Annotated in this window: 9 protein-coding genes; 5 read left to right on the top strand and 4 right to left on the bottom strand. The window is 60.4% G+C overall.

Annotated elements, in window-relative coordinates; genetic code table 11:
• The first annotated feature begins 35 nt into the window (after positions 1-35).
• Positions 36-782 (top strand): SDR family oxidoreductase, encoded by a 747-nt coding sequence (locus JJD66_RS19460; RefSeq protein WP_200648803.1) that lies wholly within the window; start codon positions 36-38, stop codon positions 780-782.
• Here the strand turns inward: JJD66_RS19460 and mapR are convergent.
• The 3 genes from mapR to JJD66_RS19445 all read right to left on the bottom strand — a co-directional run bounded on the left by mapR (position 779) and on the right by JJD66_RS19445 (position 4177).
• A complete protein-coding gene (gene mapR, locus JJD66_RS19455) occupies positions 779-2188 on the bottom strand; it encodes a GntR family transcriptional regulator MpaR (protein ID WP_054898710.1) in 1410 nt (469 codons plus the stop codon). The genes JJD66_RS19460 and mapR overlap by 4 nt on opposite strands.
• Before the next feature lie 155 nt (positions 2189-2343).
• Complete coding sequence (gene ccoG, locus JJD66_RS19450) at positions 2344-3753, bottom strand: cytochrome c oxidase accessory protein CcoG (protein WP_105229132.1); 1410 nt, start codon at positions 3751-3753, stop codon at positions 2344-2346.
• A 184-nt stretch (positions 3754-3937) separates the two neighbouring features.
• Positions 3938-4177 (bottom strand): DUF3203 family protein, encoded by a 240-nt coding sequence (locus JJD66_RS19445; RefSeq protein WP_034127638.1) that lies wholly within the window; start codon positions 4175-4177, stop codon positions 3938-3940.
• A gap of 123 nt (positions 4178-4300) precedes the next feature.
• Between JJD66_RS19445 and JJD66_RS19440 the strand changes: the two genes are divergently transcribed.
• Positions 4301-4798, top strand: a complete 498-nt coding sequence (locus tag JJD66_RS19440; protein ID WP_105226729.1) for an MgtC/SapB family protein — start codon at positions 4301-4303, stop codon at positions 4796-4798.
• Between the two features lie 6 nt (positions 4799-4804).
• Here JJD66_RS19440 and JJD66_RS19435 read toward each other — a convergent pair whose 3' ends face one another.
• Positions 4805-5842: a M10 family metallopeptidase C-terminal domain-containing protein gene (locus tag JJD66_RS19435; protein ID WP_200648802.1), complete on the bottom strand. Its 1038-nt coding sequence runs from the start codon at positions 5840-5842 to the stop codon at positions 4805-4807.
• Positions 5843-6391: 549 nt separating this feature from the next.
• Between JJD66_RS19435 and JJD66_RS19430 the strand changes: the two genes are divergently transcribed.
• From JJD66_RS19430 to glgB, 3 genes are all read left to right on the top strand, one after another.
• Complete coding sequence (locus JJD66_RS19430) at positions 6392-8380, top strand: alpha-1,4-glucan--maltose-1-phosphate maltosyltransferase (protein WP_200648801.1); 1989 nt, start codon at positions 6392-6394, stop codon at positions 8378-8380.
• Between the two features lie 69 nt (positions 8381-8449).
• A complete protein-coding gene (gene treS / locus JJD66_RS19425; RefSeq protein WP_200648800.1) occupies positions 8450-11797 on the top strand; it encodes a maltose alpha-D-glucosyltransferase in 3348 nt (1115 codons plus the stop codon).
• The gene (gene glgB / locus JJD66_RS19420; RefSeq protein ID WP_200648799.1) at positions 11794-14040 is read left to right on the top strand and encodes a 1,4-alpha-glucan branching protein GlgB; all 2247 of its coding nucleotides are present in this window, start codon (positions 11794-11796) and stop codon (positions 14038-14040) included. Before treS ends, glgB begins: the two co-directional genes overlap by 4 nt.
• Positions 14041-14081 lie beyond the last annotated feature (41 nt).

Below are 14081 nucleotides of genomic sequence, written 5' to 3'. Positions count from 1 at the left end.
CCCTGAACATCCGGTTGAATCGGGAGATCGCAGCCATGGACAAAGTCGTCATCATCACCGGGGGCAGTCGTGGAATCGGCGCCCAGACGGCCTTGCTCGCCGCTCGCCAAGGCTATCGCATCTGCATCAACTACCAGTCTGATGAAGACGCTGCCCTGCGTGTACTGGATCAGGTTCGCGCGCTGGGTGCCCAGGCGATTGCCGTGCGGGCCGATGTCAGCAGTGAGGATGAAGTGATCGGCCTGTTCAATCGCGTTGATGCGGAACTGGGCCGGGTCACCGCGCTGGTGAATAACGCCGGCACCGTGGGGCATAAGTCGCGTGTCGATGAGATGTCCGAGTTTCGTATCCTCAAAATCCTCAAGACCAATGTGCTGGGCCCGATCCTGTGTGCCAAGCACGCGGTATTGCGCATGTCGCCCCGGCATGGCGGGCAGGGCGGCAGTATCGTCAACGTGTCGTCGGTGGCGGCGCGGCTGGGCTCGCCGGGTGAGTATGTCGACTACGCGGCCTCCAAGGGCGCGCTGGACACCTTTACCCTGGGGCTGTCCAAGGAGGTGGCGGGCGAGGGCATTCGCGTCAACGCCGTGCGCCCTGGCTATATCTTTACCGATTTCCATGCCCTGAGCGGCGACCCGAACCGGGTCAGCAAGCTGGAGTCCGGTATCCCGATGGCGCGTGGCGGGCGCCCGGATGAAGTGGCAGAGGCGATTATCTGGTTACTATCGGACAAGGCATCGTATTCCACCGGAACGTTTATCGACTTGGGCGGCGGCCGTTAAAACGAGCGCACGATCCGCCCTAATGTCTCCATGGCCTTTTCCGACGCCTCGTTCCAAGGGCTTCCGTAATTCAGGCGAATGCAGTTTCTGAAGCGCTGAGTGGCGGAAAAGATCGGCCCCGGCGCAATGCTGATGCCCTGGGCGAGGGCCATCTGGAACAATTTCAGCGAGTCGGTCTGCTCCGGCAACTCCAACCACAAAAAATAGCCTCCCGCTGGCTGGCTGACCCTTGTTTGCGCCGGAAAATAACGAGCGATGGCCGCCAGCATGGCGCTCTGCTGTTCTTCCAGGGCGTAGCGCAGTTTGCGCAGGTGCCGGTCATAGCCGCCGTGTTGCAGGTAGTCGGCAATCGCCGCCTGGGCCGGCATTGACGGGCACAATGAGGTCATCAGTTTCAGCCGCTCGACCTTCTGTGCGAAGCGCCCGGCGGCGACCCAGCCCACGCGGTAACCCGGTGCCAGGCTCTTGGCAAAGGAGCCACAGTGCATCACCAGCCCTTCGGTGTCGAAGGCCTTGGCCGGTTTCGGGGCTTGTTGCCCGTAATACAATTCGGCGTAGACGTCATCTTCGATCAGCGGCACTTGATGGCTGCGCAGCAGCTCCACCAGCGCCTGTTTTTTCTCTTCAGGCAGCGTGGCGCCCATGGGGTTCTGGAAGCTGGTCATGGTCCAGCAGGCCTTGATCGGATAGCGCTCAAGGCTTTGGGCCAGGGCGTTCAGGTCAATACCGTCGCGCGGGTGCACCGGGATCTCCACAGCCTTGAGCTTCAGGCGTTCAAGCACCTGCAAGCACGCGTAGAACGCCGGCGCTTCGATGGCGACCAGGTCGCCCGGTTCGGTCACGGCCTGCAGGCACAGGTTGAGTGCTTCCAGGGCGCCGTTGGTGATCAGCAACTCCTCCATCGGCAGCATCAGGCCGCCGACCATATAGCGCAGGGCAATCTGGCGGCGCAGTTGTGGGTTGCCTGGCGACATGTCGGTGACCACCAGGCGTGGGTCCATGTCGCGGCTGGCACTGGCCAGGGAGCGGGCCAGGCGCGGCAGCGGGAACAGCATGGGGCTGGGGAAGGCCGAGCCGAAGGGCACGGTGTTGGGGTCTTTGATCGAGTCCAGTACCGAGAACACCAGCTCACTGACGCCCACATCGGTGGACTCATGCACCTGCTCACTCACCACCGGCTCGGAAAACGGGCTCGGCGCGTGGGTGTTGACGAAGTAGCCAGAACGCGGGCGCGCCCTGATCAGGCCACGACGCTCCAGCAAGTAATAGGCCTGGAACACCGTGGACGGGCTGACGCCGTAGGCCTGGCTGGCATAGCGTACCGATGGTACGCGCTGGCCGGGGCCGAGGACGCCGGAGCGGATCAGTTCTGCGATGTCGTCGGCAAATTTTTCGTAGCGTTTCATGGCGGCCTAATTAGCTTTTTGAATGTGTACGCAGGGCGAACTGTGGGAGCTGGCTTGCCTGCGAAGGCGGTGTGTCAGTCACTGCATCTGTTACTGCTCTACCGTTTTCGCAGGCAAGCCAGCTCCCACATTTGATTTTTATTGTTGATCAAGTATCAGCGATTCAAGGGCGCAACGAAGCGGCTGTCAGCAGCGGTATAAATCCAAGGCTCATCCACATCAGTGACTTTAAAACGCAGGGTTTGAGAGCTGCTGGCCGGTGTGTCCGCCAGCAATGCTACCGACACCGGTATATCGACAATTTCCCCGGCAGCCAGGCTGACCTGGGTCTTGCCTTGCAGCTGGAACCCGTCGGCATCCACCAGTTCCAGGCGGTAGTCCTGGCGCTGCTGGGTCTTGTTGATCACCTTGAGGCTGTAGATGTTTTCGATCAAGCCCTGGCTGTTTTCACGGAACATGCCTCGGTCTTTGGTCACATCCAGCGACACCATCGGCCGTTCAATCAGCGCCACCACCAACGCCGCGATCATCACCAGCAGCACGGCACTGTAGCCGATCAGGCGCGGCCTTAGCAGGTGGGTCTTGCCACCCTGCAATTGATGCTCACTGGTGTAACTGACCAAGCCACGGGCATAGCCCATTTTGTCCATGATCGAATCACAGGCGTCGATGCAGGCCGCACAACCAATGCATTCCATTTGCAGGCCGTCGCGGATGTCGATGCCCGTGGGACAAACCTGCACGCACAGCTGGCAATCGATGCAATCGCCAAGGCCAACCTCGGCTGGCTGCACGTCACGTTTACGCGGGCCACGATGCTCGCCGCGGGCGGTGTCGTAGGAAATGGTCAGGGTGTCTTTATCAAACATTACGCTCTGGAAGCGTGCATAGGGGCACATGTGCATGCACACCGCTTCGCGTAGCCAGCCGGCATTGATGTAGGTGGCGCCTGTGAAAAACAGCACCCAGAACAGGCTCACCCCGCCGATCTGCCACGTCAACAGTTCGGCGGCCAAGGGGCGGATCGGGGTGAAGTAGCCCACAAACGTCAGCCCGGTCAACACACTGATACCCAGCCACAATGTGTGCTTGGCCGAGCGCCTCGCCAGCTTATTCAGGCTCCAGGGGGCGGCCTGAAGTTTGATGCGCTGGTTGCGCTCACCTTCGGTCACCTTCTCGCACCACATGAACAGCCAGGTGAACGAGCTTTGCGGGCAGGTGTAGCCGCACCATACGCGGCCGGCAAACACCGTGATCGCGAAGAGGCCGAAGGCGCAGATGATCAACAGCGCCGAGAGCAGGATGAAGTCCTGGGGCCAGAACGTCGCACCAAAAATGTGGAACTTGCTCTCCGCCAGGTCCCACAGTACGGCTTGGCGCCCACCCCAGTTCAGCCACACGGTGCCGAAAAAAGCCAGAAACAGCAGGCCGGCACCGCCCACTCGCAGGGTGCGAAACAAGCCGGTAAAGCTGCGGGTATGGATCAGGTTGTCGCTGGATTTGGCCTTCACTTTCTTGGGGTGAATGGGCTCAAAGGTTTCCACGGTTGGGATTCGTTCGCTCATGGTCATTCGCTCATCAGCCTCCATCAGGCCGACGAACTATGGGCGACAGACTGTTTGCATAACAGACTCAGGTGGCGTGATAAAAAGCGGATCAGATCAGCTTGACGCGTTCTTGTGCGGCAATCTGCTGCACCCCATGGCCAAAGGGGTGCAGGGGTTAAACGGGTCTGATGATGCAGATCAATTAAATCACCGAACCAGGTTGGTCCGCCTTTACATGCTCACGGCCATCGGTTGCGCCTTCAACCGTCAGCGCGTCCGCCTCGGCTTCGGTGATGTAGATGCGCGAACCTGCCAGTTCCAGATAAGACATGGCTTTGTCGTGATCGGTCAGGATGGTCACCCGGGTGGCTGGCAGGCTTTGTTCCTGGCCGTTGTCGTCGAGCGTGAAGTAGCACAGATGATTTTCGATGCGTACGGTCATGACAATCTCCGTTTTGTGGGCTATGCAGCGTTAGGCGGCCGCCATGCGCACGGGTTCCAGGCAACTGACTGGCGGTCTGCGCTGTCCATCCTTTATCTATCCATAATAAAAAGGAGCGCATCCATGGACGCCTGGTGGCATCTGGTGTGGCAAACGCTGCAAGCCGAATTCGCAGACATTGGCGATGCCCGGCAACTCACCCAAGTGACCGTGCGCCTGCTGATCGCGGCGATCCTCGGCGGCATCCTGGGGTTTGAGCGTGAACACAAGGGCAAGGCGGCCGGAGTGCGCACCCATATGCTGGTGGCGCTGGGCGCCGCGCTGTTCGTGCTGGTGCCGCAGATGTCCGGCAACCAGGCGGATGCCATGAGTCGTGTGGTTCAAGGGGTCATCGCGGGCATTGGCTTCCTCGGCGCTGGCACCATCCTCAAGGGCAAGGAAGACGACGAGGGCCAGCATGTAAAGGGCCTGACCACCGCGGCCGGGTTGTGGATGACCGCCGCCATTGGGGTTGCGGCGGGAATGGGGCGTGAATCGACGGCGGTGCTCAGTACGCTGCTGGCCCTGGCGGTATTCAGCGTGATGCCACGGATCGTCAAGCTGCTGGAGAAGGATGAGTGACGCAGGTCACGTGATGAGGTTGCCGTATCTCACCTCACCGAAGGCTTTCACCACAAAGGGCGACTCTCCCGGATTGCCGGAAATCATCACCACGCTTGTATTGTTGGCGGGGCTATAGTGAATCTGTACCTCGCTACTGGCTCCCGAGAAGTTTCTTACCAATTTCAATGGATTGTTGCCGAGTTGGTTTCTGATTGCCGATACATCAAGTTTGTCTCTGAGGCGATCAAAATCCATCACTTGCACAGGTGCGTCGAAGCTTGATTCGCGGGTACTACGGAAGGTAAAGGTCTGACCATTGTCAATTCTGGCATTGTTGTTGTGTTTAAGGCTTTCTGCCGGGGGCGGTGGATTATCCGGTTGAGGGGGCGGGTTGCCGAGGTCCGCCTCTTTGCCGATATCGAAGAGGGCTGAAGCCAGAGGCGTACTTTGCCGCATTCGCTGTATGGCAGACAGCTTCTCAACGCGTAGATCACGCTCGATTTGTATAGCGCAGTTGAAACCTGCCTCGGGATCAAGAGTGGAGGTACGCTCGCGAATTTCTTCAAGGCTCAAGCCCGGGTCCTCGATATGTGAGGATCGGTCATGAATCATCTGCAGGCATGACTGACCTAAACGCTCCTTCACATCGGTAATCAGTTTACGCGCTTCGTCTGCATCCGGGCCGTGCAGCAAGGATTTGACGGTTTCCCTGCTTAACAGCCTTCGGATCGTGATCACCTGCCCGGAGGTCTCGTGTGAGTTGGGCGCGCGCAGCATATTGGTAATGTTCTGCTGGCTGGTCAGCGCACGAAGTTGGGCAAGCTGGGTGGCGTCGGCACCGGCCGTCTTCGGCTCTACGTCCGCAGAGGGGGCTGGGTTGGGCAAGGTAAAGGTTTGCGGCGCCGTGGAAGGGGCGGAGGCGGGCGTGTCAGGCTCTTTCGTGCGCATGATTGCGCTCGGGCCGGCCCTGAACAGATCGTTCAGTTTTTCCCGATGATCGTTGACTGGCGGTTGTTGGATGCCGTGAACATCCGAGAACGGGGGCAGTAGTGAGGTGCGCATAGAAGGTACTCGCTTAACGGACAAGATAGTCTGCGGCCGGCAAGGGGGCGAGGCAGCGTACGGGAGACTGAATCTATCTTGTTCATCAAGAGCGGGATCTCGGTATTGTCGGTGATTGAAGTAGGAAAGCTCAGTAGCGCTTGCCCGCGATATTGTGTTCACGGGCAAGTGCTTGCGTGTCTGTGAGTCAGGCAATAACCGGCGGCATCGTCGTGGGCGGTTCCTGCACCGGTGGCGGCTGGTTTTCAGGCGGCTCCTGTTCAGGATCGCGCTCCGGTTCGGGCGGGGGCAGTGGGGGGGTGTCAATCTTCGGGTCTTCGGGTTCAGGAGGTGTCGGGATACTCATGGGTATGGCCTCGTTTGTGCTTTGCTCTATCGGTGGACCATTGCCTGCTGGAAATGATTCCCGCCCAGGGGCGGTATATCCACCTGAACTTTTGGACAGCGCCCAGGCTCGGACTTTAAACGGCCCAGCTCAAGGATAGCGTCGCCGTCTCTGAATTCGTATCAAGCAAAGAGCGTCCAAAGGGCGTAAGGGGAAGCTGCTCGATGACTGCCGAAACACTGGTTCCAGAAGACTCCGTGCTGCCGTTGTCGCAGGCGCTGCTGTTACCCAGGATCGCGATCGAAAGCACCATGCCGGTCATCGACAACGGGGAGTTTGCCGTCAAGGCGGTGGTGGGCCAGCGGGTTCATGTCACCAGCAAAGTGTTCGCGGATGGCCACGATAAGCTGGCGGTGTTGATCCGCTGGCGCGCCCTGGGAGACGAAAGCTGGCACAGCGTGGTCATGCTGGATATCGGCAACAACGGTTGGGAGGGCGCGTTTACCGTGGCCCACCAAGGCCGCCATGAGTACTGCATCGAAGCCTGGATCGACACCTTTGCCAGCTTCTGTTACGAACTGCGCAAGAAGCATGAAGCTGGCGTGCCGGTCAGCCTCGAATTGCAGGAGGGCCGTAGCCTGGTGCTGCAGGCCGCCGAACGCAGTGACAACGAACTGCGTGACCGCTTGATGCTGTTGCACCATGAGCTGTCCGGCCTGTTGGAAACCGAGCAGGTGGCTTTGTTCCTGCACGAAGACAGTGCACACCTGATGACCCAGGCCGACCATCGCGCCTATTTGAGCGTCAGCCCAGCGTACCCGATTGACGTGGAACGTGAAGCCGCACAATTTGCCAGCTGGTACGAGCTGTTTCCCCGCTCGATCACTGACGATCCGGCGCGGCACGGCACCTTTAACGACGTGCACGCACGCTTGCCGATGATCCACGACATGGGCTTCGACGTGCTGTACTTCCCGCCGATCCACCCTATCGGCCGTAGCCACCGCAAGGGCAAGAACAACTCACTCACCGCCGGCCCTGATGATCCGGGCAGCCCCTACGCCATTGGCAGTGAGGAGGGCGGTCACGAGGCTATTCACCCGCAGTTGGGCACTCGCGATGATTTCCGCCGGTTGGTCAAGGCTGCTGCCGAACACGGCCTGGAAATCGCCCTGGATTTCGCCATCCAGTGCTCCCAGGACCACCCGTGGCTCAAACAGCATCCGGGTTGGTTCAACTGGCGCCCGGACGGCACGATCAAATACGCGGAAAATCCGCCGAAAAAGTACCAGGACATCGTCAACGTCGATTTCTATGCGGCCGATGCCATCCCCAGCCTGTGGACCGAGCTGCGTGACATCGTGGTGGGCTGGGTGGAAGAGGGCGTGAAGACCTTTCGCGTCGACAACCCACATACCAAGCCGCTGCCGTTCTGGCAATGGCTGATCAGCGACGTGCGTGCCAAGTACCCGGAGGTGATCTTCCTCGCCGAAGCTTTCACCACCCCGGCGATGATGGCGCGCCTGGGCAAGGTCGGCTATTCCCAGAGCTATACCTACTTCACCTGGCGCAACACCAAGGCTGAGCTGAGCGAGTACCTTGCCCAACTGAACCAGTCGCCCTGGCGTGAGTGCTACCGCCCGAACTTCTTCGTCAATACGCCGGACATCAACCCGGGTTTCCTGCATGAGTCCGGTCGCGCAGGCTTCCTGATCCGCGCTGCGCTGGCCACGATGGGCTCGGGCCTGTGGGGAATGTATTCGGGTTTTGAGTTATGCGAAGCCGCGCCGGTGCCGGGCAAAGAGGAATACCTGGACTCGGAGAAGTACGAAATCCGCCCTCGGGACTTCACCGCGCCGGGCAACATCATCGCCGAGATCGCCCAGCTCAACCGCATCCGCCGCCAGAACCCGGCGTTGCACACGCACCTGGGGCTCAAGCTCTACAACGCCTGGAACGACAACATTCTGTATTTCGGCAAGCGCAGCGAAGACGGCAGCAATTTCATTCTGGTCGCCGTCAACCTCGACCCCCACAACGCCCAGGAAGCCCACTTTGAATTGCCGCTGTGGGAGATGGGCTTGCCCGACGATGCCCAGACCCAGGGCGAAGACTTGATGAACGGCCACCGCTGGACCTGGTACGGCAAGACCCAATGGACCCGGTTGGAGCCGCAGATGCCGTTCGGGATCTGGCGCATCAGCACATCCTGAATCTGATGAGGATCGAAAGTGTGGGAGCGGGTTCAGTTAGCAAAATGTTGAGTTTTTCAGGAGTTTGCAATGGCCAAGAAACCCAAGGCAGCCACCTTTATCAAAGACCCGCTCTGGTACAAAGACGCGGTGATCTACCAAGTTCACGTCAAATCCTATTTTGACTCCAACAACGATGGCATTGGGGACTTTGCCGGGCTGATCGCCAAGCTCGACTACATCGCCGACCTCGGCGTGAACACCATCTGGCTGCTGCCGTTCTACCCGTCGCCCCGGCGTGATGACGGCTACGACATTGCCGAATACCGCGGCGTGCACAGCGACTACGGGACGATGGCCGACGCCAAGCGCTTTATTGCCCAAGCCCACCAACGCGGGCTGCGCGTGATCACTGAACTGGTGATCAACCACACCTCCGACCAGCACCCCTGGTTCCAGCGTGCGCGCAAGGCCAAGCCAGGCTCGGCCGCTCGGGACTTCTACGTGTGGTCGGACGATGACCAGAAATACGACGGCACACGCATTATTTTCCTCGACACCGAAAAATCCAACTGGACCTGGGACCCGGTGGCCGGCCAGTACTTCTGGCACCGCTTTTACTCGCACCAACCCGACCTCAACTTTGATAACCCGCAGGTCATGAAAGCGGTGCTGTCGGTGATGCGCTATTGGCTCGACCTGGGCATCGATGGCCTGCGCCTGGACGCCATTCCCTACCTGATCGAACGGGACGGCACCAACAACGAAAACCTGGCGGAAACCCATGACGTCCTCAAGCAGATCCGCGCCGAGATCGACGCCCATTACCCCGACCGCATGCTGCTGGCCGAAGCCAACCAGTGGCCCGAAGACACGCAGCTGTACTTTGGCGACAGAAAGGGTGATGACGGCGATGAATGCCACATGGCGTTCCACTTTCCGCTGATGCCGCGCATGTACATGGCGTTAGCCCAGGAAGATCGCTTCCCCATCACGGACATTCTGCGCCAGACCCCGGAGATTCCCGCCAACTGCCAGTGGGCAATTTTCCTGCGCAACCATGATGAGCTGACCCTGGAAATGGTCACCGACAAAGAGCGCGACTACCTGTGGAACTACTACGCCGCAGACCGCCGCGCCCGTATCAACCTGGGCATTCGGCGACGCCTGGCGCCGCTGGTGGAGCGTGATCGTCGGCGGGTGGAATTGCTCAACAGCCTGTTGCTGTCGATGCCGGGCACGCCGACCTTGTACTACGGCGATGAAATCGGCATGGGCGACAACATCTACCTGGGCGACCGTGACGGCGTGCGCACGCCCATGCAATGGTCCATCGACCGCAATGGCGGGTTTTCCCGTGCCGACCCGGCCAGCCTGGTGTTGCCGCCGATCATGGACCCGCAATACGGTTACCAGTCGGTCAACGTCGAGACCCAAGCCCAGGACCCGCACTCATTGCTCAACTGGACCCGGCGCATGCTCGCAGTGCGCAAGCAGTCCAAAGCGTTTGGCCGTGGCAGCCTGAAAATGCTCTCGCCGACTAACAGGCGCATCCTGGCTTACACCCGTGAATACACCGGCGAAGACGGCCACACCGAGATCATCCTGTGCGTAGCCAATGTGTCGCGCAGCGCCCAGGCGGCGGAGCTGGACCTGTCGGCTTTTGCCGGCATGGTGCCGGTGGAGATGCTCGGCGGTAATGCCTTCCCGCCGATCGGCCAGCTGAATTTCCTGCTGACCCTGGCGCCCTATGGTTTCTATTGGTTCGTGCTGGCAGCGGAAAACCAGATGCCCAGCTGGCATGTGGAACCGGCGCAAAGCATGCCTGACTTCACCACTTTGGTACTGAAAAAACGCATGGAAGAGTTACTGGAAGAACCTTGCCGCACCAGCCTGGAACAGACTTCACTGCCCGCCTGGCTGCCCAAGCGTCGCTGGTTTGCCGGCAAAGATACGGCAATCGACACGGTGCACATCGCTTATGGCGTGCGTTTTGGCGACCCGCAGCATCCGGTGTTGCTCAGCGAGATCGAAGTGACCAGTGCTGGCCAGGTCAGCCGCTACCAACTGCCCTTGGGCTTCCTTGGCGAAGACCAGTTCACCAGCGCCTTGCCACAGCAATTGGCGTTGGCCCGAGTGCGACGCACTCGCCAGGTAGGTTTGGTGACCGATGCCTTCAGCCTTGAGCATTTTATCCTTGAGGTGATCCAGGCCATGCAGGCCGGCACGGTGCTCAATACCCCTGACGGCGATCTGCGGTTCGAGGCGACTGAGCACTTGGCCGCACTGCAACTGACCCGTGAATCGCCGGTGCGTTATTTGTCTGCCGAGCAGTCCAACAGCTCGGTGGTGGTCGGTGACAGCCTGGTGCTCAAGCTGATTCGTAAAGTCAGCGCCGGTGTGCACCCGGAGCTGGAAATGAGTGCCTACTTGACCGGCGCCGGCTACCCGAATATCTCGCCGCTGCTGGGCTTTATGAGCCGCCGCGACGGGCAGGGGCAGGACAACCTGCTGATGATTGCCCAGGGTTACCTGAGCAATCAGGGCGATGCCTGGAGCTGGACCCAGAACAACCTGGAGCGCGCGATCCGCGATGAGCTGGCCGACGCGATCTCTGAACAGGAACAGCACTACAACGCTCTCGGCGAACTGGCGGATTTTGCCGGTTTGCTCGGTCAGCGCCTGGGTGAAATGCACCTGGTGTTGGGTGCGCCAACCGCCGACAAGGCTTTCAAACCCGAACCCACCACAGCCAAAGACACCCAAGCCTGGGCCAAGGATGTCGGCGCCCAGATCGACCGCGCCTTGCAGTTGCTCAAGCTTAATCAAAGCCAGTTGAACCCCGCCGACCAGGCGTTGGTCAGTGAATTACTGGCGCAGAAAAAAGCCATCGCGGCGCATGTCCAGGCGTTGGCCAAAGCCACGGCGGGCGGGTTGCGCATTCGCGTCCACGGTGACTTGCACCTGGGCCAGGTATTGGTGGTCAAGGGTGATGCCTACTTGATCGACTTCGAGGGCGAACCGGCGCGACCGCTGCATGAGCGGCGCGGCAAACACAGCCCTTATAAAGATGTGAGCGGTGTGCTGCGTTCCTTCGATTATGCCGCGGCGATGGCGCTGAATGTGCAGGGGGTGGATCACACGCCAGAAGCGAACGCTGCGCGTAAACGCGTGACCGACCGCTACCTGAATGAAGCCCGCGTAGCATTTACCCAGGCTTACCAGGCCGCTGCGTCTACACTGGCGCATGACTGGCAGGATGCCAACGGCCAAGACGCAGCGCTGACCTTGTTCAGCCTGGAAAAGGCCGCGTACGAAGTGGCCTACGAAGCAGAAAACCGCCCGACCTGGCTGCCGGTGCCCCTGCAAGGGCTGCACGGCTTGCTGAGCGGGCTGACACCTATATCTAAACCTGTACGCGGTGGGGAGACGTCATGAGTTTTACACAGAGAGAACCGCTGCAGCCCAAGTTGACGGCATTGCCGGCGTCCAAGGACGTCGATGCGCTGGTGCGCGCCGAGCACCCCGATCCTTTTTCGGTCCTGGGGCCCCATGATGACGAGCAGGGCGGCCAGTTTATCCGCGCGTTCCTGCCGGAGGCCCTGAGTGTCCAAGTACTGGCGCGTGACACGGGCGAGCCGGTTGGCAGCCTCGACGCCACCGAGGTGCCGGGCCTGTTTGTCGGGCACTTGCGCACTCGCCAGCCCTACCTGCTGAAAATCCAGTGGGCCGGCGGTGAGCAAATCACCGAAGACCCCTACAGCTTCAGCCAATTGCTGCTGGGGGAAATGGACCTGTACCTGTTTGCCGAAGGCAATCACCGTGACCTGGGCAACTGCCTGGGGGCTCAGGTGGTCAGCGTCGATGGCGTGCAAGGCGTGCGCTTTGCCGTCTGGGCGCCGAACGCACGGCGGGTTTCGGTGGTGGGCGACTTCAATATCTGGGACGGGCGCCGCCACCCGATGCGCCTGCGCCATCCATCGGGCGTGTGGGAAATCTTCATCCCACGCCTGCAGCCGGGCGCGGCCTACAAGTATGAAATTCTCGGTGCCCACGGCATTCTGCCGCTCAAGGCCGACCCTGTGGCGCTGGCCACCCAACTGCCGCCGGACACCGCCTCGAAGGTCGCCGCACCTTTGCAAGTGGATTGGCAGGACCATGAGTGGATGCAATCGCGGGGAGACAAGCAGAAAACCACCGCGCCGTTGTCGATCTACGAGCTGCATGTGGGGTCCTGGCAGTGCGAGCTGGACGAGGCCGGTGAAGTGGCCCGTCAATATGGCTGGCGCGAACTGGCTGAGCGGCTGATTCCTTACGTTCAACAATTGGGCTTCACCCATATCGAGCTGATGCCGATCATGGAACACCCCTTTGGTGGCTCCTGGGGCTATCAGGCGTTATCCCAGTTTGCCCCCAGTGCTCGCTTTGGCTCGCCGGAAGACTTTGCCTGGTTCGTCAATGCCTGCCATCAGGCCGATATCGGCGTGATCCTTGATTGGGTGCCCGCGCATTTCCCCACCGATACCCACGGCCTGGCGCAATTTGACGGTACCGCGCTGTACGAATACGCCAACCCCCTGGAAGGCTTTCACCAGGACTGGGACACGCTGATCTACAACCTGGGCCGCACCGAGGTCCACGGTTTCATGCTCGCGTCGGCCTTGCACTGGCTCAAGCATTTTCACGTCGATGGCCTGCGCGTGGACGCAGTGGCCTCCATGCTGTATCGCGATTATTCGCGCAAGGCCGGTGAATGGGTGCCCAACCGCCATGGCGGTCGCGAGAACCTGGAAGCCATCGACTTCTTGCGGCACCTGAACGACGTGGTTGCCCTTGAAGCCCCGGGCGCCTTGGTGATTGCCGAAGAGTCCACGGCCTGGCCCGGCGTCAGCCAGCCTACCCAACAGGGTGGCCTGGGGTTCAATTACAAATGGAACATGGGCTGGATGCACGACTCGCTGCATTACATCCAGCAAGACCCGGTGTACCGCGCCCATCATCACAACGAGCTGAGTTTCGGGCTGGTTTACGCCTGGTCGGAGCGCTTTATCCTGCCGATTTCCCATGATGAGGTGGTGCACGGCAAGCACTCGCTGATCGACAAGATGCCCGGCGACCGCTGGCAGAAATTTGCCAACCTGCGCGCCTACCTCAGTTTCATGTGGATGCACCCCGGCAAGAAGCTGTTGTTCATGGGCTGCGAATTTGGCCAATGGCGCGAGTGGAACCACGATCAGCAACTGGATTGGTATTTGCTGCAGTACCCCGAGCACCGTGGGGTACAGAAGCTGGTAGGCGATTTGAACCGCCTGTACCGCGAAGAGCCGGCGCTGCACGAACAGGACGATGCGCCCCAGGGCTTCCAATGGCTGATCGGTGATGACGCGATCAATAGCGTCTACGCCTGGCTGCGCTGGAGCAAGGATGGCAAGCCGGTGTTGGTGGTTGCCAACTTCACCCCGGTGCCCCGTGAAGGCTACGCAGTCGGTGTGCCGTTTGGCGGGCGGTGGAGTGAGGTGATCAACAGTGATGCCGACACCTACGCCGGCTCCAACTACGGGAATGGCGGAGCCGTGTTTACCCAGGATGAGCCGCGCCATGGGCAACCGGTGTCGCTGTCGTTGAACCTGCCGCCCCTGGGCGTGCTGATTTTGCGACCTCAGGAGCCTGAAACGCTCTAGCGCAGCGTATGCCGCTGTTCGGCTTGCTGGCAAGGTGCCAC

The sequence above is a fragment of the Pseudomonas sp. MF6751 genome, from assembly GCF_016613265.1.
GTDB classification, from domain to species: Bacteria; Pseudomonadota; Gammaproteobacteria; order Pseudomonadales; family Pseudomonadaceae; genus Aquipseudomonas; species Aquipseudomonas fluorescens_BV.
Note: the sequence above shows the minus strand (reverse complement) of the source record. Positions and strands in the feature narration are given on the sequence as shown.